The 25,742-nt window shown below is 49.4% G+C and carries 21 protein-coding genes; 7 read left to right on the top strand and 14 right to left on the bottom strand.

Going from position 1 to position 25,742, the window contains the following annotated elements; genetic code table 11:
• Nucleotides 1–35 precede the first annotated feature (35 nt).
• The 6 genes from A5320_RS16280 to A5320_RS16305 form a co-directional block, all read right to left on the bottom strand.
• Nucleotides 36–254 (bottom strand): hypothetical protein, encoded by a 219-nt coding sequence (locus A5320_RS16280; protein WP_068067273.1) that lies wholly within the window; start codon nucleotides 252–254, stop codon nucleotides 36–38.
• A gap of 101 nt (nucleotides 255–355) precedes the next feature.
• The gene (locus tag A5320_RS16285) at nucleotides 356–2,527 is read right to left on the bottom strand and encodes a winged helix-turn-helix domain-containing protein (RefSeq protein ID WP_068067275.1); all 2,172 of its coding nucleotides are present in this window, start codon (nucleotides 2,525–2,527) and stop codon (nucleotides 356–358) included.
• 166 nt (nucleotides 2,528–2,693) lie between these two features.
• On the bottom strand, nucleotides 2,694–4,940 hold the full coding sequence (gene mrcB, locus A5320_RS16290; RefSeq protein WP_068067282.1) for a penicillin-binding protein 1B: 2,247 nt from the start codon (nucleotides 4,938–4,940) through the stop codon (nucleotides 2,694–2,696).
• Nucleotides 4,937–7,453: an ATP-dependent helicase HrpB gene (gene hrpB / locus A5320_RS16295; protein WP_082971829.1), complete on the bottom strand. Its 2,517-nt coding sequence runs from the start codon at nucleotides 7,451–7,453 to the stop codon at nucleotides 4,937–4,939. Before hrpB ends, mrcB begins: the two co-directional genes overlap by 4 nt.
• 52 nt (nucleotides 7,454–7,505) lie before the next feature.
• The gene (pepB, locus tag A5320_RS16300; RefSeq protein ID WP_068067288.1) at nucleotides 7,506–8,804 is read right to left on the bottom strand and encodes an aminopeptidase PepB; all 1,299 of its coding nucleotides are present in this window, start codon (nucleotides 8,802–8,804) and stop codon (nucleotides 7,506–7,508) included.
• Nucleotides 8,805–8,957: 153 nt separating this feature from the next.
• The gene (locus tag A5320_RS16305) at nucleotides 8,958–9,758 is read right to left on the bottom strand and encodes a sulfite exporter TauE/SafE family protein (RefSeq protein WP_068067290.1); all 801 of its coding nucleotides are present in this window, start codon (nucleotides 9,756–9,758) and stop codon (nucleotides 8,958–8,960) included.
• Nucleotides 9,759–10,012: 254 nt separating this feature from the next.
• On the opposite strand from A5320_RS16305, the gene dksA reads away from it, so the two are divergent.
• The 7 genes from dksA to A5320_RS16340 all read left to right on the top strand — a co-directional run bounded on the left by dksA (nucleotide 10,013) and on the right by A5320_RS16340 (nucleotide 15,938).
• On the top strand, nucleotides 10,013–10,462 hold the full coding sequence (dksA, locus tag A5320_RS16310) for an RNA polymerase-binding protein DksA (RefSeq protein ID WP_068067292.1): 450 nt from the start codon (nucleotides 10,013–10,015) through the stop codon (nucleotides 10,460–10,462).
• Between the two features lie 2 nt (nucleotides 10,463–10,464).
• Nucleotides 10,465–11,346, top strand: coding sequence for a tRNA glutamyl-Q(34) synthetase GluQRS (gene gluQRS, locus A5320_RS16315; RefSeq protein ID WP_082971863.1), 882 nt, complete (start codon nucleotides 10,465–10,467; stop codon nucleotides 11,344–11,346).
• 145 nt (nucleotides 11,347–11,491) lie between these two features.
• On the top strand, nucleotides 11,492–13,117 hold the full coding sequence (gene pcnB, locus A5320_RS16320; RefSeq protein WP_231916755.1) for a polynucleotide adenylyltransferase PcnB: 1,626 nt from the start codon (nucleotides 11,492–11,494) through the stop codon (nucleotides 13,115–13,117).
• 6 nt (nucleotides 13,118–13,123) lie between these two features.
• On the top strand, nucleotides 13,124–13,678 hold the full coding sequence (gene folK / locus A5320_RS16325) for a 2-amino-4-hydroxy-6-hydroxymethyldihydropteridine diphosphokinase (RefSeq protein WP_068067302.1): 555 nt from the start codon (nucleotides 13,124–13,126) through the stop codon (nucleotides 13,676–13,678).
• 91 nt (nucleotides 13,679–13,769) lie between these two features.
• Nucleotides 13,770–14,564 carry a 3-methyl-2-oxobutanoate hydroxymethyltransferase gene (gene panB / locus A5320_RS16330; protein ID WP_068067305.1) on the top strand — a complete coding sequence of 265 codons (795 nt, stop codon included), beginning with the start codon at nucleotides 13,770–13,772 and terminating at the stop codon, nucleotides 14,562–14,564.
• 62 nt (nucleotides 14,565–14,626) lie between these two features.
• The gene (gene panC, locus A5320_RS16335; protein WP_068067307.1) at nucleotides 14,627–15,469 is read left to right on the top strand and encodes a pantoate--beta-alanine ligase; all 843 of its coding nucleotides are present in this window, start codon (nucleotides 14,627–14,629) and stop codon (nucleotides 15,467–15,469) included.
• Between the two features lie 94 nt (nucleotides 15,470–15,563).
• Nucleotides 15,564–15,938 (top strand): hypothetical protein, encoded by a 375-nt coding sequence (locus A5320_RS16340; RefSeq protein ID WP_068067310.1) that lies wholly within the window; start codon nucleotides 15,564–15,566, stop codon nucleotides 15,936–15,938.
• A gap of 13 nt (nucleotides 15,939–15,951) precedes the next feature.
• Here A5320_RS16340 and A5320_RS16345 read toward each other — a convergent pair whose 3' ends face one another.
• The 8 genes from A5320_RS16345 to tyrS all read right to left on the bottom strand — a co-directional run bounded on the left by A5320_RS16345 (nucleotide 15,952) and on the right by tyrS (nucleotide 25,649).
• Complete coding sequence (locus A5320_RS16345; RefSeq protein WP_068067313.1) at nucleotides 15,952–18,627, bottom strand: serine/threonine-protein kinase; 2,676 nt, start codon at nucleotides 18,625–18,627, stop codon at nucleotides 15,952–15,954.
• Nucleotides 18,624–20,186: a diguanylate cyclase gene (locus A5320_RS16350; RefSeq protein ID WP_068067318.1), complete on the bottom strand. Its 1,563-nt coding sequence runs from the start codon at nucleotides 20,184–20,186 to the stop codon at nucleotides 18,624–18,626. Before A5320_RS16350 ends, A5320_RS16345 begins: the two co-directional genes overlap by 4 nt.
• A gap of 174 nt (nucleotides 20,187–20,360) precedes the next feature.
• Complete coding sequence (locus A5320_RS16355) at nucleotides 20,361–20,555, bottom strand: Arc family DNA-binding protein (RefSeq protein WP_068067321.1); 195 nt, start codon at nucleotides 20,553–20,555, stop codon at nucleotides 20,361–20,363.
• Nucleotides 20,556–20,669: 114 nt separating this feature from the next.
• Nucleotides 20,670–21,539: an SPFH domain-containing protein gene (locus tag A5320_RS16360; protein WP_231916756.1), complete on the bottom strand. Its 870-nt coding sequence runs from the start codon at nucleotides 21,537–21,539 to the stop codon at nucleotides 20,670–20,672.
• Between the two features lie 157 nt (nucleotides 21,540–21,696).
• Nucleotides 21,697–22,176, bottom strand: a complete 480-nt coding sequence (locus A5320_RS16365; protein WP_068067324.1) for a nuclear transport factor 2 family protein — start codon at nucleotides 22,174–22,176, stop codon at nucleotides 21,697–21,699.
• 33 nt (nucleotides 22,177–22,209) lie between these two features.
• A complete protein-coding gene (locus tag A5320_RS16370; protein ID WP_197490155.1) occupies nucleotides 22,210–23,016 on the bottom strand; it encodes a type 1 glutamine amidotransferase domain-containing protein in 807 nt (268 codons plus the stop codon).
• A gap of 238 nt (nucleotides 23,017–23,254) precedes the next feature.
• On the bottom strand, nucleotides 23,255–24,274 hold the full coding sequence (locus A5320_RS16375) for an AraC family transcriptional regulator (protein WP_068067326.1): 1,020 nt from the start codon (nucleotides 24,272–24,274) through the stop codon (nucleotides 23,255–23,257).
• A gap of 172 nt (nucleotides 24,275–24,446) precedes the next feature.
• On the bottom strand, nucleotides 24,447–25,649 hold the full coding sequence (gene tyrS, locus A5320_RS16380) for a tyrosine--tRNA ligase (protein ID WP_068067332.1): 1,203 nt from the start codon (nucleotides 25,647–25,649) through the stop codon (nucleotides 24,447–24,449).
• Nucleotides 25,650–25,742 lie beyond the last annotated feature (93 nt).

Here is a 25,742-nt window from a genome sequence, read left to right on the forward strand (position 1 = left end):
GTTTTACCGCTTACTAAAGCGGCTATAAATCCCCGTTAGGCTATGTGCGCTTCACAAAATGGGAATAAGAGCAAACATTGATCACCTACTTCATCTGTATCTTCACGATCATCATCGTCTGACGCGCGGTCAATCTCAATGGTTATATTCAGCTTCGCTGGTTGTGCTGTAACTGACATTGCTTCAGCATACTGGACATATAAAAAAGCTGTTACGAACAAACTAATTGCGCAAAAAAACTTAAGATGTTTCATCATAAACCCCTGTTGTGTTGTAGAAAATCCAACACCAATAAAGCAGAAAGGATGACATTTTCACCTGATGAAATATCGACAAAATACTGATAAATTCCTGCTTAATGCATTTCAGCAATATCCAGATTGCCAATCGTAGTCGAAGGCAGATAGATATATTGCTCATCCAGACTGACTGAAAATCTGCGGGTCGAATTGATGCTTCCCTGATCTACAGCAGTAAGTTGCCGGCTTGCAAGATCAAAGCGGCGGATTTCCAGCTGGTTGTTATCCAAAATCGTGCTGTAATATAAAGCTTTCTCTCGCAGTACAAAATGTGGCAGCAAAACACCTTTTGAATCAATCGGCAGTTCAATTACCTCGCCATTGGCGCGTAAATGCAATTCATAACCCGCATCCAAGCTGCGTCTCACCACCTGATATTCACCATTGGGGCTTTCTTGGTAATAATCTAAATCCAGCGCAACCACCGATTGGCTCAGGTTTTTAGTATCGGTTTTAGAAATTTGCCAGCGTCCTTGCACTGCACTGCTGAAATAGACAAAACGTCCATCATGGCTCCAGCTCGGCCCGCGTACAGTCTGCCCTTGATTGCTTAACAGTAATGGTTTTTCCCCGACAGCAAATATCCAGATTTCATTACCAACACTTGCCAATAAACGCTTGCCATCGGGTGAAAACACCATTTCTCGGAGCATAATCCAGTTTTTGAAATCGCTAACTTGAACCTGACGACCATCAGGGTAATGGAACCAGAACTGAAACAAACCACTGCGGTTCGATAACACAGCAGATGGTAAATCATCGCGTAAACCAATCTGGATCATTCGTTCACTACGACTGGATTCAAAGATAAGTTCTTTTGTTGGCTTGGGATTGGTAAGTTGGTTATTTAGCTTCATAAAAGTAACCAGTCTGAATTGACCTACCGTTGCTAATATGCGGTTTTGCGTGCTAACAGATACCTCAAGAGCGTCATTGTCGGTCTGAAACAAGGTTTCTACTTTTTTAGTTTTAATATCTATAGTGGAGATACTGTTTGGCGTTGCTGGATAAATAATCTTTGTATCATGGTCGTACCAGTCAACATTTCCCGGATAGTTGTTTTCGAGTTGAATTAACATTTCGGTTGTGCGCTTATCTAGATCCAGCAACCAGATTTGACCGCTGCCACCACCGACATCACGCAGAAATACAAGCTGGTTACCTTTTTTCGCAAAACGTGCCGCAAAATCACCGACACTGGTTGGGGGCGGAGTGGTCAATTGCTCCACTTTCCCGCCAAACACTGGATATAACATCAACACCGTGTTCGGCGAATTTTCCGGATTGTTCGGAAACACAATTGAAGCTCCGTCAGGAGACCAACTTAATCTGCCAACCAAGCTATTATTACTGCATTTCGTAAGTACTTCGTCACTTGCAACTTTTTTTAAATCACTGCTTAGAGTTAGTAACCTTAATTCACAACTATGGCCACGCGTAAGTTTAATGTAAGCCATCGCTTTTCCATCTGGTCGCCAAGCAACGTTGGAAAGGTTTGCAGTGTCGTCAACCAGCACCTTCAGTTCTGAACTTTCTAAATTTTTCAATATTATCTGCTGCTGAGACTGAGCATCGATATGATTAAAAGCTAAATAATTACCATCTGGAGACATAGCAGCATGTACCTCCAGCCCTTTTAAACTGGTCACTGGCTGAAAGCGTTTAAAAGGTACACCAGCCACGTTCTGTTCCTGGACATAAAACTGTTGCCATACCAGATATAGCAAACCACAACCCAGCATAGAAATCATCGCTACCCAATGATACCAACGGCCAACGCGTTTAGATCCGGTCTTTACAATAACGGGCTGTGGCTCTGGAGTGGCGCCGTTGTCAGCCGGTTCAGGCTCGATCAGGGAATCCGGTAAAGTGACTATTGAGGCCACTTCTGCCACTGGCGCAATAAAGCGAAAGCCGCGTTTGGGGATAGTTTCGATATAACGAGGTTCGCGGCTGTCATCGCCAAGCGCCACCCGCAATACCCGGATCACGCGGGAAATACGACCATCGGACACATCACGCACCCCCCAGACATCCGCCAGAATTTCATCTCTGGTGATCAGGCGACCCGCATTGACGATAAAGTAGTTCATTGCCTTCTGGCATAAATTGTCTAAATCAGCGGTGGCGGTAACTTCGCCAAATGCATCGACTTTTACCAGTTTGTCTTGCTCTGGTAAGTACCACCAATCACCGACTTTTAGCTGCTGTTCTGGTTTAGATGACATAACCTGCTCAATTGACCTGCGTTAATGACATGCGTTCCTGACCTGAATTGTCGATCTGCATTGTGCTTACTGAAAATCCCGCTATTGTACAACTCCAGCTGTTTGGTATCCCCGGCATTGTTGCAACTGCAGCAACGGACTGCCAGCATGTTACTTAATTGCACAATCAATCACAATGTTGCTGCAAAGGCATTTCAACCCATATCACTGGCAATAACAATACGTTAACGCAAGAATCTTCAACAAAACGGCCACTGATCTTGCTGACAAACTGTTTTTGCACATTTTCGGGAACGGCCCGGAACAACGAATTTACGCCAAGCTGTTGAAAGTAAGTACTAAAAATAGGTAAAGCACCGCTACCGCCGGTCAATCCAATGGCTTTATTATCATCACGTCCCAGCCAGACCGTCAAACTGGTTTCATGATCAAAACCGGTAAACCAGCTGTCGCGATAATCGCTGGAAGTACCGGTCTTTCCGGCAAACTTTTGTCGCGGGAATTGTGCCGCCAGGCTTTGTGCCGTGCCGCTTTGGGTCGCTTGTTTCAGCGCAAACTGTAATAGATATGCGGCGGACGCATCAACCCGTTGTTGTGGTTTTGACTGACGCTGATACACCGGTGTACCGTCATGCGTGGTGATGGCAGAAATCGTGGCAAGCTGCCGATATTGACCTTTATTGGCAATGGTTTGATACAGTTGTGCCACTTCCAGCGGACTCATTTCGACTGCGCCTAACAACGATGAAGGTTGCAGCTTCACTTCCCGCTCCAGACCCAGCTGCTGCAATGCTTGCTGCAACGCTGGTAACCCGAGTTGTAAACCAAGCCGCACCGTTGGCACATTTAACGAGTCACTTAAGGCAGACATCAGACTGACATTACCCCGGAATTTTTTATCGTAGTTCAGCGGTGACCAGTTACGGCTGCCACTTTTCAGCGTCAGAGGGGTGTCGGCCAGCACCGTTCCGAGGTGAAAACGATGAGGTTGTGCCAAAGCCGTCAGATAGACCACCGGCTTGATAATGCTACCAATTTGCCGTTTGGCGGATATCGCCCTGTTATAACCGGCAAAGGTGGTATTGCGGCCGCCAACAATGGCCGTCAATGCCCCTTGTTGATAGTCTGTTGCCACCACGGCCGCTTCAATGGCTGAGTCCAGTTTGGCGACTCTTTGCAAAACAGCTTGCTCGGCGGCTTGTTGCGCCATCGCATCAAAATAGGTGAACACCCGAATACCGTTTTGCAGCTGGGTTTTATCTTTTACCAATGCCCGCAGTTCCTGACGTACCTTGTCGATATACGCCGGGAAACGGCCTTTCAGATGCTCGCCAATCGGGATGACATCCAATGGCTGACTGGTGGCGGCAAACCACTGCGTTTGATCAAGCAAGCCGTGCTCGCGCATCATACCCAGAATTAAATCGCGGCGATCTTCCGCTCGTTTTGGGTAACGCCTCGGATCGTAATGCGATGGTCCTTTGATAATGGCAATCAACAACGCATATTCATGCGGCCGCAGTTCCGCCAGCGGTTTACCAAAATACAGTTTGCTGCCAAGACCCAGGCCATGCACCGGATTGGCTTTAAACTGCCCCAGCGAAATTTCGTTCAGATAAGCTTCTAAAATCTGGTCTTTGCTGTAGCGGTAATCCAGCACCAACGCGATCAGCGCTTCATTCACTTTTCGAAAATAAGTCCGCTGCTGATTGGTATACATATTTTTTGCCAGCTGCTGGGTCAGGGTTGAACCGCCCTGCACTGTTTTTCCGGCTTGTAAATTAGCCCAGAATGCCCGCAGCACCGACCAGGCAGACACGCCGTGGTGGCTATAAAAATCTCGGTCTTCTACCAGCAATAAGGTATCTTTGATGGTTTTCGGCACCTGATCCAAGACCAGTAATTCGCGATCTTCCTGTTCAGCGGCGACTAAATGCTGCAACAGTTGCGGTTCTAGCTGCGAGTTGGTCAGGGCTTGGCCTTCGCGGCCGGTACTGAGGCTTTGGATAAATTCACCGGCAAAACCGACATGCAGCAAAGTTGCGACCTGATGGCCGGCCGGGAAATCAAAAGCACGGCGAAACACCGAAACCGTCTGACCGTTGACATGGAATTGGCCCGGGCCGCTTAACCTTGAGTCTTCCCGATATTGTAAACGCTGCAATTCGTCCAGCATTTGCGCTTGCGACAAATGTTTACCTGGCGCCAATGCCAAAGGGCGGCCATACAGCTGCGCCGGAATTTGCCATTTCTGGCCGGAAAACAAGGTGGTAATTTTGCTGTCGAGATAAATCAGATAGATAAACAAAGTCAGCGCCAGCACGAGGCCAGCTTTTAAACAAAACCAACCAATGCTGTGATACCAGGGTTTGAGCGAACTGGCTTTTTTAGTTCTTGGTCTTCTACTGGTCATTTTTGCATCGCTTTTTTGGTTTTATTAGTAGGCATCGCTTGTAACGGATCTTCGGGCCAATAATGTTTAGGGTAACGACCTTTCATTTCTTTTTTTACGTCCTGATAAGCATTTTGCCAGAAACTGGCCAAATCTGCGGTTTTTTGCAGCGGCTGGCGCGACGGTGACAATAAGGTCACAATCACCGGCACCCTACCGTTGCCAACAGTGGGTGTACTGCTTTGTCCAAACATTTCCTGAATGCGGATAGCGAGCTCGACTTGCACATCTATCTGGGCTTCTTTCTGGCCGCCAGCCTGACCAACCGACTGATAAACAAGCTTAATATCGGTGCCGAGCACTGAACGCCAGCTGGCTGGTAGCAGGCTATTCAGCTGCTGCTGTTGTTGGTAATTCAATTGTTGCCATAAAAGTGGGTACAAATCGAGTTTTTGCAACTGTGTTTGCGAACTAATATTCGTCAGAAACGGCTCCAGCCAATGTTGCATCGTGCTCGCAAGTGTCGGTAGCGACAGATCCGGCCAACCTGCTTCAGGTTGCAGCTTGCGCGCTAACGCCAGCCGCTGCTGTAAATTCTGTGCTGCATCGGTCCATTCCAACAGCTGTAAGCCCTTTTTGCTCAGATAATCGACCCAGGCAGCACTACGATCGGCAGGGCTCAGACTTTGACTGAGGTTTTTGCGTTTGAGCACCAAAGCGCCCAGTTGCTGTCGCTCCTCCGCCAGAAATCGCCCGGAACTTTCGTCAAAAGCAAAATGTTTGATGGTGGTCAGCTGGTTTTGCCATTCCTGCGTTAACGCATCAAGCGTTAAGGTTGCAGCGGCGCTGACCCAGGCGTTATTGCCAACCAGGCGTAAATCAGCCACCACCAGATAAGGGCTGTGCGCCAGTGCATCGTCCGGCGGTAATACCGCGCCTGTGCCATTGGCCAGTAAATAACCCTGACCACGTTGCTGGGCGATACGGTCAGCAAATGCGTGACTGAGCAGTAACCCGGTGATTTGTTCCGGCCAGGATGCATGCAACATGTCTGCAGATTGCCGAAGTGCCTGAAATAACTGTCGCACTTGTTGTTGTGCTTGTTGCCGACCATGCCCGGCACGAAGCTGCGCCAATTGCGCTAAGACATCGGTGCTGTCAAACCGCCGGTTTTGTTCCAGTAATACCGCAAGCCAGGCAGCTAAGGCGATCGCGCCTTGATAACCATCCTGCTCAAACCGCACTGCGTGCAATAACATTGATGCCAGCCGTGGATCTGTTGGCAGCTTCAGCATGGCTTTACCATGGGCCGTCAGCTGATTTTGTGCATCTAAAGCGCCTAGCCAGCGTAAACATTGCTCCGCTGCCTGCAATTGCGCGGAGGGCGGCAGGTCCAGCCAGAATAAATCCGCCACCTGACAACCCCAGCCAGCGATTTCCAGCCGCAGCGCCAATAAATCAGCCTGTAGAATATCCGGTGTGGTAAAAGCCGGTCGGCGCGCCCATTTCTCAGCAGTATCAATCCGATAACAGAAACCAGCACTCAACCGTCCAGCCCGGCCAGCGCGCTGGGTGGCGGAAGCCTGACTAATTTGCACCGTATCCAGTTTACTAAAACCAAGTTTTGGCTGATATACCGCCTGACGTGCGACACCTGAATCAATCACCAAACTAATGCCGTCGATGGTCAGACTGGTTTCGGCAATATTCGTCGCCAGCACTATTTTACGCTGGCCTTTTGCTGCTGGCGCAATAGCCCGTTGCTGCCCGGCTAAGGATAACGAGCCGATTAACGCAAATACCTGCACATCTGGGGGTAACTGTTGTTGAGGGAGAGTCTGCTCGGTCAGATATGCATAAGCCCGTTCAATCTCGCGCTGTCCCGGCAAAAATACTAAAAAACTGCCCTGATGGTCGCTGAGTAACTGTTTCGCCAATCTGGCACTTTGCAACCAAACATCTTCTTGCGTTGGCGCCACATAACGAATGTCGACCGGATAACTTCGGCCAGCACTTTGCAACAATGGGGCGGCCAGTTTTTCACTCAAATCAGCACCGGCCAAAGTTGCCGACATAATCAGCAGTTTTAGCTGGTCATTGAGTTGCTGCACTTCCAACGCTAACGCCAATGCTAAATCGGCCTGCAGTGAACGTTCATGAAATTCGTCGAAAATTAATAAATCGGTGGTTTCCAGGGTCGGGTCTTGCTGAATTTTCCGGATCAGCACCCCTTCGGTAACTATAAGCAACCGAGTGCGGGCGGAATATTGTTGCTCAAAGCGAATTTGGTAACCTACGGTTTCGCCAACCGCCTCACCCAATTGCACCGCCAGATAACTGGCGATACTTTTCGCCGCTAACCTTCGAGGTTCGAGCATGATGATCAATTGACCGGCGAATTGCGGTTGTTGCAGCAAAAATAACGGCAGATAGGTCGATTTACCCGCGCCAGGGTGCGCAGTCAGCAGTATTTTGTTGTGCTTTGCCAGCGCTTGTAACAGCGCCGGGCAAATTTCCGCGACAGGTAAGGTCAAAACAGGGTCCAAATGAAGGAGCCGTCATAGCTCCTTTTTTTATGTTTAAGGATCAAGCCGTTTCCGTCAGTAGCGTTTGCGCAACCAACCGAATACCGGTGCCGGTAGCGCCGGCGCCCCAGAACCCATTGGCGGTATTATGGAACGCTGCCGCTAAATCAATATGCAACCAGCCTTTGCCATCATTCGGCACAAAACGGCTTAAAAAGCCGGCGGCGTTACTGGCGCCACCGGTTCCACCGCCTTTAATTGGGCGGCTATTGGCGGTGTCAGCATAAGGTGATGGACATTGTTGTTGGTGCCAGCGCTCCAGCGGCAGTGGCCAGGCGGCTTCCTGCACTTGTTCGGCGTAACCCAACACGCGGTTTTGCAACGACTTATCCAAAGCAAACAACGCATTATATTCAGTGCCAACCGCCATCATCGCTGCGCCGGTTAAGGTGGCAGCATCAATCAACAGCGGCGCACCGGTTTGCGCTGCACATAACAAACCATCGGCAAGCACCAATCGACCTTCGGCATCAGTATTCACTACTTCCACACTCACGCCATTTTTGTAAGTCAGAATGTCGCCCAGCTTGTAAGCGCGGCCATTGATCAGGTTTTCGGCACAGCACAACACCAGTTGTACCCGTTTGGTTAGGCCTTGCAAAATCGCCAGCGCCAATGCAGCAGTGACTGTTGCAGCGCCGCCCATATCGCATTTCATCGTCAACATGCCTTCAGAGGCTTTAATTGAATAACCACCGCTGTCGAAGGTAATGCCTTTACCGATCAAAGCTGCAGATACCGGTGCATCTGCATGACCGGTTGGATTAAAATCCAGCACTAACATTGCCGGTACGCGATCACTACCGCGACCTACCGCATGCAGACCAATCCAGCCCTCTGCTAATAATTCATCACCGGCAATAGTGCGGGCGGTAATACTGCCACGTGGCGCTACCGCTTCGATAAATGCGGTGGCTTCGGCACACAAGGTTTGTGGCGATAAATCTTCCGGGGTTTGATTAATTTGTTTTTTGGCCCAGGCGAAACATTGTTGCAATTGCACCAGTTGCTCTACTTGTTGCTCAGTGCCGGCCCAACTGACGCCACCAAGCTTTTTCGCGCTGCAAAATCCCTGATAAAACGCCCATTGTTTGTCTACCGTCCAGTCGCTACCCGCCAGCTGCACTTGTTGCACCCCCAAACCATCCAGGCTGCGGCCGGCTTTTTGAATTGCTCGCAATTGCTCCTGCGCTGGCTGATGAATTTGATATCCATCCACTGTTGGCGTTAAGGCTGGGTTTTTACCAAAACGGGAGTCGGCGGCGTTGGTGGTCAGAGAGATTTGCAGCAGTTGCGTCATATTGGACCTTCATTGATTAACAAATAACAGCGAGTAAAAAAAGAAGAAGCCGGAGTGTAGCACAGCCTTTTTTGAAGTTCACCGGCTGACGTTTCCAGTTTCGGCACCTGCTTATACCCGTCATCTTTGAAGATTTGGGTATAAACTTCAGCATTAAAAAGCGACATGGTGCAACATCTTGGCGCTTAAACTAATAAGCAGCAGCGCGAACAGCTTTTTCAGGGTAGCGACCGGCAATCGATGCGCCAGTTTGACACCCAAAGGCGCGGTAAAAAAGCTGACCACTGAAATCAGCAGCACCGCTGGCAAATATAAATAACCGATACTCCATTGCGGCATGCTCTGAGCAGGCGCCACTAAAGCCCCACTGATGGCATAACCCAAGGTGCCGCTGATGGCGATAGGTAAACCCAGCGCCGCCGAAGTACCAATCGCTTGCTGCACTTTGACATTACACCAGGTTAAAAACGGTACCGTTAGTGACCCGCCGCCAATCGCCACCAACGCTGAAACAGCACCAATGCCAAAGCCGGTCGCGGCCAGCGGCAAAGTTCCAGGTAAACTACGGCTGGGTTTGGGTTTGATATTCCACAGCATCTGCACCGCGACATAAGCCATAAACAGGCTGAAAAACCAGGCCAGCGCTACCGTCGGAATAAAAGCTGCCACTAACGCTGCTAATAAAGTCCCGACAATAATGCCCGGACTCATCCGCCACACCACTGGCCATAATACCGCCTGATGCGCATGATGGCTGCGGGCACTGGCAAAAGAAGTCACCACAATAGCGGCTAAAGAGGTGGCAAGTGCCATATGCACTGATTCGGCAAACCCCAGACTCAGAAATAAACTGGTCAGCACCGGCACCATAATACCACCACCACCCACCCCAAGCAGCCCGGCAAAAAAGCCCACCGCCGCCCCTAACAACAAAAATGCCCACCACAATTCCATTTTTACTTCCTTCTGTTAGCGCTTTGTCATCTTCAGCAACACATGGCCATGATAATTTGATTCACAAGGGCCAAAAACTGGTCTAGATTGTAACGTTCATTTTTGTCGTATGACCAGCCAGTAAATTAAGGTGACGAAGCAGGGATCAATCTGTATACTTCGGCGGCTTTTTTCATAGTGATTGCGATGGTGCTTATATTCTGCTATCTATAGCCGCCATCTTTTTGCTTGGCACTGTTTTACAGGAGATTACCATGCCAGAAGGCAAAACTAATAAAGCACTGGGTCTGTTAGCTTTAGCCGGCGTCACCCCTTATCAGGAGGCTCCGGGCGAAGAGTACATGAACCCGAAGCAACGCGAACATTTCCGCAAAATTCTCGACGCCTGGCGTCAGCAACTGCGCGAAGAAGTGGACCGTACCAAAAACCACATGGCTGATGAAGCCGCCAACTTCCCGGATCCGGTTGACCGTGCCGCTCAGGAAGAAGAATTCAGTTTAGAGTTACGTGCGCGGGATCGTGAACGTAAGCTTTTGAAAAAAATTGAAAAAACCTTACAGAAGATCGAAGACGATGACTTTGGTTACTGTGATACCTGCGGTATCGAAATTGGTATCAAAAGGTTAGAAGCCCGCCCGACAGCTGATATGTGTATCGACTGTAAAACTCTGGCGGAGATCAAGGAAAAACAACTCGGCGGTTAATGATGACCCCTGACGTTGCCCGTTTCCGGGGCCGGTTTGCGCCATCGCCATCCGGCCCTTTGCATTTTGGCTCGCTGGTGGCTGCTGTTGGCAGTTATCTGCAGGCCAAATCGCATGGTGGCGAATGGCTGCTTCGCATCGAAGATATTGACACCACGCGCGTGCAACCTGGTGCAGCTGATCATATCCTGCGCACGCTTGAACAATTTGGCCTTTTTTGGGACCAAACCGAAACTTATCAAACACAACGCCTGCCGCTCTATCAAACCGTTTTTGAACAATTACTGCAGCAACAAAAAATCTATGGCTGTAACTGTAGCCGTGCCCGGATTCAAAGTTTGGGCGGCCATTACGACAACCATTGCCAACAGCGGGCGCAGTCGATTGAACCGCTGGCGTGGCGACTAGTCCCAGGTGAAGTGAGTCATGCTTTTACAGATTTAGTGTTTGGCCACATCGACATACCGGATGCGATTTGCCGTGAACACTACAGTATCAAACGTCGTGATGGTTTATTCGCTTATCAGCTGGTGGTGGTGGTCGATGATTTACAGCAGCAAATTGGCCAGGTGATCCGCGGTGCCGATTTACTGGAGATGACCACCCGGCAGCAGGCACTTTGTCAATTGTTAGGGCAAACAGCACCTGCATATGGCCATTTGCCGCTCGCCGTCACCGCCCCTGGCCAGAAACTCAGTAAACAAAATCACGCCACCGATATCAGCAGCCAGCCGCTGTCGCAAAGTCTGCAACAGGCGTTGATTTTATTAGGCCAGCAGGTTCCCGGCGAACTGCAAGGTGCCGCCGTAACCGAATTATTAAGCTGGGCGCTGGCCAACTGGCAACTCAGTAAAGTGCCCAAAACCACTGAAGTGCTGATTTAATATCAGCAAAGGCTAAAAATTCAGCGGAAGGTGCAGGCTTTTCATGACATTCGCCAGCGATTTCATTCATTTTTTCACCAGTCTGCGGTAAGATGACGACGTTTTTTTTCAATGGACAGCCTGCTTCTTTTCCGCTGTCGCCCTTGTGTACAGGAGAACCACCATTATTTCCCGAGTTTTAGATTTTTGCCGTCGCAAATTTGGCAAAAAAACCGCCAAAACCATCCAAGCGACTGAACAGGGATCCGAGCTGGACTCCACTGTTGAAACCGAACGTGACAAATCAAGTAACGACGGCGAGCCGCGTTATCGCGACAGCGAACCGCGGCAGCACAGCAAACAATATCATGATGATGCCACCCGCCGCCGACCGCGTCCGGAACGTGGACCACAAAGCCGTAAAGGGCCAAAGTTAAATCCTCATCATCAATCTGCGGTATTACCAGCGTTAACAGTCCTAAACCGAGATCAACACGGTGTGTCGCGTAAAGACATCAGTCCGAATGCCTTAAAAGTTTTGTACCGCTTAAACGATGCCGGTTATGAAGCCTATCTGGTCGGTGGTTGTATCCGCGATTTATTGCTCGGTCAGCAGCCAAAAGATTTTGATGTGGTGACCAACGCCCATCCGGATCAGGTGAAGCAAGTGTTTAAAAACTGCCGGCTGATTGGTCGGCGTTTTCGCTTAGCACATGTGGTGTTTGGTCGCGAAATTATTGAAGTAGCGACTTTCCGTGGCCACCACAGTGCCGGGGAAGATGAAGAAAATATTCCAACCGGCGTGCGCAGTGACCACGGTCAAATCTTACGCGACAACGTCTATGGCACTATCGAAGAAGACGCTGAGCGCCGCGATTTTACCATCAATGCTTTGTATTATTCAGTCAACGACTTCGCTATTTACGACTTTGCCAACGGTGTGCAAGCCATAAACGAGCGTAAAATTGAGCTGATTGGTGACCCACAAACCCGTTATCGCGAAGATCCGGTGCGGATGCTACGTGCCGTGCGTTTTGCCACCAAACTGAATATGGATATTGCACCGGCAACCGCTGCCCCTATTGCGGAACTGGCGGTACTGCTGAAAAACATTCCGGCGCCTCGTTTGTTTGACGAAAGTCTGAAGCTGTTTATGGCTGGTAAAGCTTTTGACAACTTTGTGCTGATGCACGAAAGCGGCATTCTGAAACAGCTTCTGCCACAACTGCACAAAGTGCTGAAGCAAGACAATGAAGGCAAAGCCTTTAATATGATTGCCAGCGCGCTGCAAAATACCGACCAGCGGGTCGCCGAAGACAAACCGGTGACGCCGGCGTTTATCTATGCCGCACTGCTGTGGTATCCGGTAGAACTGCGGATGCAGACTTTACTGGTCGAAAGTGGCCTGAACGATATCGATGCGTTGAATATTGCGATGACCGAAGTGTTGGATGAAGTGCAGCGCGTGATTGCCATTCCAAAACGTTTTACTATGTCCATCCGCGATATCTGGGCTTTGCAAACCCGCTTAGGCAAACGCGCTGGTCGTCGTGCCTTTAAACTGATGGAATTACCAAAATTCCGCGGTGCTTTTGATTTCCTGCAGCAACGGGCTGCCGCTGAAGGTGGCGCGCTCAGCGAATTGGCTTTCTGGTGGCAACGCTTCCAGGCAGCCGATGAAGCTGGCCGTGAAGAACTGGTCGCCAACCTTGGCAAAGAAGGCATCGACAGCAAACCAAAACGTCGACGCAAACCGCCAGTGCGCCGTAAACCAGCGCCTGCCGCGGAATAATCATTGATGGCGACTGCACAAGCTCCTGTTAACAAAGAATCGGCAGCTACAACGCTGCCTACCCTTTGTTACCTTGGGCTTGGTGCAAATTTGCATCAGCCACTGATGCAGCTGGAACAAGCAGTTGTCGCGTTAGCGGCACTTGAACACTGTCAGCTGCAAAACGTTTCTTCGTTATACGGCTCCAAACCAATGGGGCCGCAAGACCAACCCGATTACGTCAATGCCGTTGCCGCGATCGTAACCACTTTATCCGCCGAACAATTGCTGGATCAGTTGCAAAAAATTGAACTGGAACAAGGACGTCAGCGCAAAGATCAGCGTTGGGGCCCAAGAACTTTGGATTTAGATATCCTGCTGTATGGCGAACAAAACATTCAGAATGAACGTTTAACAGTGCCGCACTATGGCATGAAAGTGCGTGAATTTGTACTCTATCCGCTGGCCGAGCTGGCGCCTGAGCTACACTTGCCCGATGGCACAGCATTGGCACAGCTGTTGAAAGCAGTGCCGCTGAATGGTTTGGTGGTGTTAGCCGCACCGCCAGCAATCGACCGGTAATTTCAGAGCGAAGTCGCAGATAATAGGTTGCGACAAGGCGTCAGATATGTAATCTTGCGCGCGTAAAATTCAATGGTCGGATGAGGATAACATGGCAAAAATTACCACTTCTGCGTTGCTGAAACTGAAGCAACAAGGCGAAAAAATTACTGCGCTGACAGCCTACGACGCCAGCTTTGCCAAACTTTTTGCCGATGCCGGTGTTGAAGTGCTATTAATTGGCGACTCGCTTGGCATGGTGCTGCAAGGCCATCCGGATACTTTACCGGTTAGCACCGCGGAAATTGCCTACCACACCCGCTGCGTCCGCGCTGGTGCACCACAAGCTTTTGTTATCGCTGACATGCCTTTTATGAGTTACGCCACCATGGAGCAGGCGTTTGCTAACGCCACGCCGCTGATGCAAGCCGGCGCTAATATGGTGAAGCTGGAAGGTGGTGAGTTTTTACTACCAACTATTAAAGCGCTGACCGAACGTGGTGTGCCGGTTTGTGGTCACATTGGCCTGACGCCGCAGTCGGTGCATGTGTTTGGTGGTTTTAAAGTACAAGGCCGCGATAGCGCTGCTGCCGATCATATCCTGCAACAAGCCATTGAACTGGAACAAGCCGGTGCACAGCTATTGGTGGTGGAATGTATTCCATCGGCATTGGCCAAACGCATCAGCGAAGCGTTACGTATTCCGGTGATTGGCATCGGTGCCGGCGTCGACACCGATGGTCAGATTTTAGTGATGCACGATTTACTCGGCATCAGCAGCGGTTATATTCCGAAGTTCTCGAAAAACTTCCTGCAGGAAACCGGCGATATTAAACGGGCGATCAGCCAGTATATTACCGATGTCAAACAAGGCGCTTTTCCAAGCGCCGAGCATAGTTTTAACTAAAGCGGTCAGCGACCTGTTTTGCTCAGTCACTTTAAGGGCTGGGCTTGTTGCCAGAGGACTTTATGCACATTATTTCTGAATTGTCTGAACTGCGCGCCACCGTTGCTACCTGGCGCCGTGCTGGTTTAAAAGTTGCCTTTGTGCCAACGATGGGCAATTTACACGCCGGCCATTTTAAGCTGGTGGATGAAGCACGGAAGCTGGCTGACAAAGTTATCGTCAGTATTTTTGTTAATCCAATGCAATTTGGTCCAACTGAAGATCTGACGAAATATCCAAGCACTTTACAAGCTGACTGCGACGGGTTAACCGCGCATCAGGCTGATGCAGTCTTTACGCCTTCCGCTGAATTGATGTACCCACGCGGCCTGGAAACCCAAACCGCTGTCGAAGTACCCAAAGTCGGTGATTTGCATTGTGGCGCCAGCCGCCCTGGCCATTTTCGCGGTGTGGCCACTATCGTTACTAAGTTATTTAATCTGGTGCAACCGGATGTGGCGCTGTTTGGTAAAAAAGACTATCAACAACTGGCGGTGATCCGCCGCTTTACTGAAGATTTGTCGTTGCCAATTGAAATTGTCGGCGTAGACACTGAACGCGCAGCGGACGGCCTGGCGCTAAGTTCCCGCAACGGCTATTTAACACCGGAGCTACGTGCCACCGCGCCGCTGATTTATCAGCAATTGCAATGGCTGCAACAACAGATCACCAGCGGTTTTGCCGATTTCCGGGCGCTGGAGCAACAAGTTGCAGCCACTTTACAACAAGCTGGTTTCCGACCTGATTATGTCCATATCTGCGACCGGCAAAGTCTGGATTTGGCTGACAGTCACAGTTCGCCTTTGGTGATTTTACTGGCGGCTAATCTTGGTACGACACGGCTGATTGACAATTTAGAAGTTTGAATCACATATACCCAACAACTGCCGTGACTGCTTTTCTCACAAAGACACTTATCGAAGTACATTATTCTGCTATTTACTGACAAGGAAATAAAAAATGGCGACACAAAGATTTACCCTGGATGCCGATGGCAATATTGATTCAGCAGAAAGTTCAATCACAGTCCAAAAAGGAGAAGTGGTTACTTTTGAACTCGAAAATAACAGTGGTTTTCCGGTATTAGACTGGGGTTTATATTTTAATAACCCATTTAGCTATAACCAGAGTATGCGTTATTCCTTTGGCTCTACAGAACACAATGGCAATCTTTATAGCGCGCAACAAACCGTTTGCACAGATACGGATACTGATAAAGTGGCCATGTATAATGCTTATGCCATTTATGTGTTAGTAGAAACACCTCAAGGCCAGCAACATATTTATCAGAAAGATCCGGAAATTATTGTTGAAGGCGGCGATATTATCATCTAAATATGGTGGGCCTTTAGGAGCCTGATGTTGCATTTAGCAAATCAGGTTCCTGTCTTAATAAGACTTCGAACTCAGGCTCTTCTTGTATTGAATGTGTTGAATAACCTGCACTCATGGCTTTCTTGATTAAATCGATTGCTTTAGCTCTTTGCTGACAAATTTCTGCAATTTGCGCAGCCATAATAACGACAGAGTTGTCCGGATAGGCAATACCGCTGTTTAAAAAATTCACTGCGGAATGACAGTTGGCAGATTTTGCCTGATATAAGGCTAAGCGACTTTGCAATCTCAGACTTTCAGGCGAAGTTTTAAGACGTTGTTGAATTAAATTTATCGCTTGTTGATAGCTATGAACCGACTTCTCCTGCTGGCCTGCCCAGCGATATCCGTCAGCCAAATTGGCCCAAAATAATAGTTGTTTTGGGTTAAGTGCAACGGCTTGTTCAAAAAATGCGACTGATTCTGAATATTTTTTCTGATAAAAAAGCGCAGTTGCCACGTTTGAATAATTGTTGCCATTTGGAGCCATTTTTAAAGCTTTCTTAAAAGTATCCAGAGCACCTGCAACATCGGCCTGGGCAAACTGTACAGCGCCTAAAGTTTGCAAAATTTGATCATTTTCCGGGCTTAACAGACTGAGTTCTTTAAAAGATTCAATAGCTTTGATTAACTGCCCGGTTCGATAATAAAAAGTCGCTAGTGCATTCAGATTAAACCAATTCTTCTGCATATCGCGCGCCTTGGCAAAGGCATATTCTGCTTGCTGCAAATCACCAATGGCTTCATAGACTCTTGCTAAACCATGCCACAATAACGAATTGCTTTCTGAAACTTCCAAAGCTTGCAAATACAAAGCGATAGCAGCTTTATGATCTGCTTTCTGACTTTGAATTTCCGCCAGCAATTGCAAGACATCCGCATCTTCACCAAATTTCCTGGCCAAATCATCGCTGGTTTTGACTGCGAGTTCAAACCAGCGTTCGAAATCACGCAAGCGGGCAATTTTTAAATATGCCCGATTTAATTCCACCCAGGCTGCTTTAAAATCCGGATTTAATTGCACGGCAGCTTGTAATTCCTGCACTGCTTTTTCGAGGTTTTCCTGATAATCAAACCGATACAACAGACTCAAACCGGTTAAATAATGCTGATAAGCCCGATCGTCAGTGGCACTGCCGCGGGATAATTGGCTGGTCAGTTTGTCCGGGAGTTGCCATTGTAATAACCCCAGCACCGCTGTGCGGATCTGCTGCTGAGCCTGATCCCAGCCATTGAGTGTCAGATCCAGTTCAGTACTGCGGATCACCCGATTATTGCTGGCATTGACTAAGGCCAACCTCAGCCGGCGGGTGGCACCTAAATGTTGCACACTGCCTTGTAATACTAAATCGACAGCAAACTGGCGATGTAAATCAGCGACGCTGGGTTGCTGCAATTGACTGATTTCCGCTGCCGGGATCACCCAGTAATCCTGATTTTGTTCACCAAGCAGCGATAAATCGTGACTGAGGCTCAGGCTCAGGCCTTTAATAAAACCGTCCAGCGCCGGATCTGCACCGATGTTTTCAAAAGGTAATAATGCCAGCGTCTGGCCATTCCCTAGCACATCATCCCGGTCTACACTGGTTTTACCCAGATATAAGCTGCCAGCCATGGTCAGAAGCAGGAGTGGCAACCAAACCACAGTGCGGGTCAGCGGATACAACCAGCCGAGTCTCGCACGTTGCTTTAACTCGCGTTGCAACTGTTGTAACGCCTGCACCATTTGTTGCATTGACGCCGGTCGATCCAAAGGAGCCGCAGCCAGACACTGCCGGATGATTTTTAACAGCGCCGGCGGTAATGAAGACGGCGGCAACTGCAACTGGTGATGCTCTTTGATCGCTTGCAAAGTTTGGACGGCAGTTGCCTGCAAAAATGGATGTACCCCAAAACTGAGTTGGTACAACATCACGCCAAAACTGAAGATATCGGATTGCACACTGGCCTGCGCATTCACTTCGGTTAATTCCGGAGCGAGATAAGGTAAAGTACCTTTCAGCGCGCCCTGAGTGGTTTGTTGTGACCAGTCAGCATCCGGTGTTTGCAGCTCAGCAGCGGCCGCTTCGGCGAAAGGCAACCCACACTGACGACTGGCCATACCAAAATCGAGTAACTTGATTTGTTGTTGTTTACTCAACAGCATTACATTGGAAGGCTTTAAATCACGGTGGATCACACCAGCCTGATGGGCACAATCGATACCTTGCGCCATCTGAATCGCAATATCCAGCAGCAGTTCAAGTTCTGGTTTACCAGCGGCCAGCAGTTGTTCCAGCGTCTGACCTTCGAGCCATTCGGTAACAATATAATGCTGCTCGCCGTAACGGGAAATATCATACACAGTGACAATATTCGGATGTTGTAGCGACGATAATAACCGGGCTTCTTCCAGTTGAGCCTGTTGCTGACCGACGGCCCCTGTTGCAGCGCGCAGCACTTTGATCGCGACAAAACGACACAGACTGGCGTCATAAGCCCGGTACACCACCCCCATGCCGCCTTCACCGGCTTTGTCCAGCAACTGATAAGGCGAAAATGGTCTGGCAGACGTGGTGGCAGATAGGTCTATATCCAGCAAGTGGCCACATTGGCGGCAATGGACATCAAGCGGAGAATTCGGCGACTGACACTGACTGCACTGCATCATTGGTAATGTTGCGAACTTAAACGCAGTAAATCAAGCGCAGTGTCCTGCTGCGGATCATGCTTTGGCTGATAGACACAAACCCGGTTTTTCCCCAAGTGTTTCGCCTGATACATCGCCTGATCGGCGCATTCAATAAAACGATAGGCCAGATTGTGCAATGGCAGATGATAACCCGCCACGCCAATACTGGCAGTGACTGCAATTGGCGTTGTTCCGGCTTTTAATTGCAGCCTGACAATATCCTGGCGGATCCGTTCCGCATAGCTGATGGCGCCTTCCAGCGCGGTGCCGGTCACCAGCAGGACAAACTCTTCACCACCAAGCCGGCCTACCACGTCACTGGTACGTGCCAGATCCTGTAACAAGCGGCCAAGCCGTTTCAGTACTTCATCACCGACCAGATGCCCGTGCTGATCGTTAATTTGTTTAAAATTATCAATATCCAGAAAAATCAGACTGCAAGGATGACCATAACGTTTGGCTTGTTCCATCGCGATGGTGATTTGTTCTTCCATCATATTGCGGCTGTAGACACCGGTCAGATCGTCTGTCAGTGCCCGACTCAGGCTAATTGCACTTTTCAGTGCTAGTGCCAGTTGTTGCTGCAAAGTGCGCAAAAAGGTGTGCTGCACTGCACTAAAAGCACAATGCTGCGATTGATGATCCAAATACAGGACGGCGAGCACTTCATCACCATAAATCAGCGGCAAAACCAACAAACTGTGCAGACCTGGTGGTACTGGCTTTGTGCCTAGCCGAAATTCAGAAATTTGTGCCAACTGGTCAATGACCATCAACTCACGTTGTTGATAACAATGCCTCGCTAACAACAAACTGAATTCGGTTTGCTCAGTCAGCTCTGGCTGACAAATGGCGTTGTATTGATAAGCGGCATAACTTTGAAAACGCTGTTCACGCGGTGCAAACATCAGTACAAAACCGCGTTCTGCTCCCAGCACATCCGCGATCAACGGCACTGCTTGTTGTAATAAATCCTGATGGCCCTGAGTCTGATTCAACAGGGTGTTGAGTTGCTGCAATAAGGTATTTTGCGCCGACCAGGTATCGGCCTGTTGCATAATGCTGGTGAAGTGTTGCTGCAGCTCGTGCTGGTGTAGCGCTAAACGAGCAGGGTCCTGACTGACCTGATGTAAAGCAAGCAAGGTTTGCTGTTGAATATGTTCAAATTTTTGCTGCAATTCATGCAATGCCCAGATAGCAAATTCCTGCTCCTGCACTTCGTCCTGCAGCATTTTCAACTGTACTTTTTGTGTGCCAAACTGCAATTCAGCTGCTTTGGGTAACAGCATGGCTTTGCCTGGAAGCAATATCTGCTGATCGAGCAAAGTACCAAAACGGGACCCTGCATCTTTAATCATCACCCCTTGTGGCGTCAGCATAATTTCTGCATGCTGGCGTGACACACTGGCGTCTTCCAGCACCAGCTGATTACCAGGTGCCCTGCCAATGGTCAGTGGCTGGTGGTCAAGTTCCAGCCGCACTGATTTGTGCTCGTCAGCCTCACGCCAGAACAAATCCAGCACTAGGGGTTCGCTCATGTTGTAACTCTCTTCTCAGACATCTGGCTACCGCAACAACAAAGTTTTCACAATGTTCAGGGCAAGCGTTAGCAACGAAGTGAAAAGATTATCACAGCGCAGTGCATTGGAATAGCAGTGTGCGCATGACGGTGTCAGAACCAGCCTGTTTGTGGGTGTTCCAAATCACAAGTTTCAGTTTTGGTCATTGTGATCCGTTGGCTGCAACACTTCAGCTGTCGCTTTTTTTTGCCGGCCACTTTGCAGCAAGGCTTCATGCAACAGATATTCAATCTGACCGTTCACACTGCGAAACTCATCATCGGCCCAGCGCTGAAGAGCCGTCAACATGGCCTCATCAAGTCGCAGCGCAAAGGCTTTTTTGGCCATTTTTCCACCTCTTTTTTGCCTGAACCGCCAAAATGCTCATTCATTCTGGCCAGTTCAGTCACACGCATTTATTTAAATATTGAACCCGAATAATCCATGTATAACCCGTAGTGCTTAATAAATAGTGCCGGTATTCACCACAGGCTGCACGCTGTGGTCGCCGCAAAGCACTACCAGTAAATTGCTGACCATAGCCGCTTTGCGCTCTTCGTCCAGGTCCACCACGCCTTTTTCGGCCAGTCGGTTCAGCGCCATTTCCACCATACCGACGGCACCTTCAACAATTTGAGTACGGGCCATCACCACGGCGCGGGCTTGCTGGCGTTGTAACATGGCGCTGGCAATTTCCTGGGCATAAGCCAAGTGGCTAATCCGGGCTTCAATCACTTCCACCCCGGCCTGTTGCAACCGGTTCTGGATTTCAGTACGCATTAAGTCAGTAATTTCATTGCCTGAACTGCGCAGGCTGATTTCATGCTCGTGCTCTGCTTCATAGGGGTAACTGGACGCCAGATAGCGGATAGCCGCTTCACTTTGAATACTGACAAAGTTTTCATAATCTTCGACTTCAAACACCGCTTCGGCGCTGTCGACCACTTTCCATACCACCACCGCTGCAATATCGACCGGATTGCCGGCGTGGTCATTTACTTTTAACTTGCTACTTTCAAAGTTACGCACCCGCAAACTGACTTTTTGCTTGCTGAAAAACGGGTTAGCCCAGCGCAAGCCATTGACAAAATCAGTGCCGACATAACGACCAAACAGCTGTAACACTGCCGACTGATTCGGGTGCACCATATAAAAACCAAACCAGCAGATAAAGGAACCGATAGCCCACAACAAGGCAATAATTTTCAGAAAACCGGGCAGCAGGATCAAGGCTGCAATTGAAGTCAGTTGTGACGCCAGCAAGACCGACAACATGCCAAAACCTGATTTACTGCGGGCTGGCATTTCTTTATGAACGATTACATTACTCATAACTCACCTCAATGTGATATCAATTTGATATCACATTAGATCATGTATCGATCAAAAAAAAGGGGGGGATGAAAAAATATGCAAAAATGCGGACATTGAGCAAGGTTCACATGGCCGGCAAATCTTGCTTACCAGCCATGTATGTTGACCCGCAGCCTTATTTGGCAGCTTTAGGCGTGCCGCTCCATGACTTACTGACGACCCGCCACTGACCGTTGATTTTGGTCATAGCCAAATAATCCACGCCAAGCCATTGCGGATAATCCAGCATCACTTTCACTAAAGCGCCTGTGTCGGTGATATCCAAAATCTGGTATTGGCGGTGGCGATCTGCTTCATCTGGCGCAGGTTGAAAACCTTTAGCCCACTCTTCACCGGAGACACTGACAACTTTCTGTTGCTTGCCGGAATAGCCAACCACCACGGTGTCTTTTAGGATCACCTTAAAAGCCGTTGGCGCACTGCCTTGTTCAAAAGCCTGCATCATCGTTTGCATGGTGCTGTCGATGGCGGCATATTCGGCGTGTAGCTGCAGCTGTGTGCTGGCCATGGCAAAGCCACTCAGGCCCAGACTCAGACTGATGGCAACGCAGGTTTTGGTGAGGCTTTTGCTGATGTTTTTGAAACATGTGTTCATAACTCAATTTTCCTTTTTGAATAAAATCAAAGATTAGTTGTTCGCGGTGGTTCGTTGTTGCTTAAGAATTTGCACTACGGCACTGGCGACCAAAGGTGCCGACGGATAGTTCTGGCCTGTGACTAACCGGCCATCCACTTCGATGTAGGGTTTTTCCGGATCCGGTGCTTTAAACAGGCCACCGTTGGCTTCAATGGTCTGGCGCATCGAAAATGGTAAGTGCTGAAAATAAGGCGCGGTTTTGTCTTCAAAGTCTTCCGGGTAGCCGGTGACCCTCTTGCCAGCCAGCAGATACTGACCGTTGCTGAGTTTGAGTCGGACGATGCCAGCCGTGCCATGGCAGACCGCCGAAATCACCCCGTTGTTTTGCTCATAGATCTGCCGTGATATTTGCTGCAAGCGCACGTCATCCACCACCTGGTACATGGCGTTGCTGCCCCCGACGTAATACACCGCCTGATAGCGACTGGCATCGATTTGATCCGGCGTATGCGTTTTGGTGAGGCCCGCCATAATGCGTTGGTCTTGCAGGCGCGCAGTTAAACGTTCGCCCAGTACTGAGGGGTCTATCGGCACGGCACCACCAGCCGGCGACACAAAGTCGACGGCATAACCGGCAGCATGGAAGGTATCCCAGGCATTGACCACTTCGCCAAAGCTGATGCTGGCAGGCAATGTGGAATTACCGTGGAATTTGACGTTGGAGAGTACAAACAACACCCGACCGGCTGGGGTTATTTCTACGCCCGTTTTGGTTTCACTGGTTTGGGCCTGCGCTGTGGGCAATAGTCCGCTTAGCAGCAGACAAAACAGCAGTTGATAACATTTTTTCCAAATCATTGTGCAAAGCTCCATTAGTTAAAGGAGCCTTCACCCTAAGCGATAATGTTTGGAATCAATGTCTTACTAGCGGTTTCCGTACTACTGAAAGCTGTTTTAGCAGTTATACCCGTCATCCTTGAAGATTCGGGATTGTTGGCCGCCTTCTCTCACCCCAGTCACATAGGACTACTATGCTCCTGGGGATTCGTTCAGTTGCCGCCTACCCGAATCTTCAATGATTTTGGGTAGAAATCACCTACTCGCGGGATAAATGACGCTCGCGGAACAAGGCAGGTGTACAGCCATTGGCTTTTTTAAAGGCGGCGTAAAAAGTCGACAGCGACTGAAAACCAGCCGCCTCGGCAATGGCTTCCAGCGTCTGGCCGGGTTGTTCAAGCAGCAGGCGCTGGGTTTCGCCGATCCGCAACTGCGCTATATATTGTTTAAATGAGGTGCCGTTGTTGTCATTCAGCAATTGCGACAAACGCGCTTGCGGCAGACCTAACCGCCGCGACAGCCGGGCGAGTGTCAGGCTTGGATCCAGATAAAGCCGCTCCCGCGTCATCAAATCGGCGAGCGCTTGTAACTCAGTGGCAGCCTCAGCGGCCGGAATACGCCGATCCTGATAAGGTTCGACCGGTGCCTGACCTTGCCGCCAGGCCCAGGCGACGGCCCCACACAGATAAAGCACAAAGGAAAAGGACAAGGCTCCGACAATATAAGAGGTAAAACCTGAGGTGTAATATGCCAGCCAAATCAGCCAAAGTCCGGTGGTAACAGCAAGCAGCAACATTCTGGCAGTGCCTGCTGGCAAACGATGGCGCTGCTGCACCAGCACGGCGGTACTGACAATGAGATAAACCAACCAAAGCAAGTTTCCAGTCGTCACAATAGGGCCGTGCCAGATCCTAGCGTGGTCGGCATAAGGCCACAGCAGATTAAGCGAAATAGCAATAATCGCCAGCGCACTGCCATGCCACAGCTCAAAACGCCCCAAAGCAGTGGAATTGCTCAGGCTGGTGCGGATAAAAAAATACAAAGAGGGGCCGATCAGCAAACAGGCGGTTAAACCTGCTTGCATGACTAAAGCAGGCGTGTCGGGCAGAAAATAAAATGCCACTGATTTACCGGTGCGCACACTGACCATCAAAATCAGCACCGCCAGCGCACGTTGCGCCAGCGATGTTTTCGCGGCAAACCACAGATACAGTGCCAGCGCCAGGCCATTAAAAGCACCCAGCGCCGAGAAGAAAAACAACAGGTGTTCGCTTAACATGGTTTCAACATCGGTAGTCCACTCCCTGGGACGACAAATCGCTGCCGAATCATCCGGTTATTCGTGTTGATCTGCAATGGGTTTTATCAACTCAGTTACAGATCAACATCACTTAAATTAAAGCCACCTAAACCAAAGTCACTTAAGCCAAAGTCACTTAAACCAAAGTCACTTAAACCAAAGTCACCTTAGCAAATTTCCGTTTCCCGACCTGGAAAATAGTGCTGGAACCTTTGGCGAACTCCAGTTTGCTGTCTTCCACTTTAGTGTCGCCGTTTAATTTCACCGCACCTTGTTTAATCATCCGCATCGCTTCTGACGTGCTTTCGACCAGACCTGCTTCTTTTAATAGCTGTGGAATAGCAATGGCAGCAGCTTCAATCGCCACTGTCACTTCCGGGATATCATCCGGCAAAGCGTTTTTGGAAAAGCGCTGGGTGAAGTCGGCGTGAGCAGCTTCGGCGGCGGCTTCATCATGGAAACGGGCGATAATTTCTTTTGCCAGTTCAATTTTGATATCACGCGGATTGCGACCTTCGGCGGCTTGTTGTTTCAGCGCGGCGATGTCTGCCAACGGCCGGAAGCTAAGTAAATCGTAATAACGCCACATTAAGTCATCGCTGACCGACATCATTTTGCCGAACATTTCGGTTGGGCTATCGGTAATGCCAATATAGTTGCCAAGCGATTTTGACATTTTCTGCACGCCGTCGAGGCCTTCCAGCAACGGCACCATAATAATGGTCTGTGGCCGCTGGCCTTCGTCTTTTTGCAGTTCACGACCCATCAACAGGTTAAAACGCTGATCGGTGCCGCCCATTTCGATATCGGCCTGCAGCGCAACTGAATCCCAGCCTTGCACCAGCGGGTATAAAAATTCGTGAATGGCGATCGATTGGTTGTTGGCGTACCGCTTTTTGAAGTCATCACGTTCCAGCATCCGGGCGACTGTTTGCCGGGCGGCTAATTTGATCATGCCAGCAGCACCGAGCTGTTCCATCCATTCGGAGTTAAAAGCAATCCGGGTTTTTGCCGGATCCAGGATCTTAAATACCTGATCCTGATACGTTTGCGCATTGGCTAACACGTCTTCACGGGTGAGTGGTTTACGCGTGACATTCTTGCCGGTCGGGTCACCAATCATGCCGGTGAAATCGCCGATCAGGAAAATAACTTCATGGCCGAGCTGCTGAAAAGTGCGTAATTTGTTGATTAAAACTGTGTGGCCAAGGTGCAAATCCGGAGCTGTTGGATCAAAGCCAGCTTTAACTTTTAACGGTTTGCCTTCCTTTAATTTAGCAATTAGTTCTTCTTCTAATAACACCTCTTCACAACCACGCTTGATCTCGGCTAAGGCCTGTTGCCACTGCGTCATGCGTTACTCCTTCGGATAATTTTTCGCCTGAATTTATAAGCCCGCATTCTACTGCAACATTCCTTGTGATTAAACGCACAAAACTCTTGGATC

It is taken from the genome of Rheinheimera sp. SA_1 (genome assembly GCF_001669775.1).
Classification (GTDB): domain Bacteria; phylum Pseudomonadota; class Gammaproteobacteria; order Enterobacterales; family Alteromonadaceae; genus Pararheinheimera.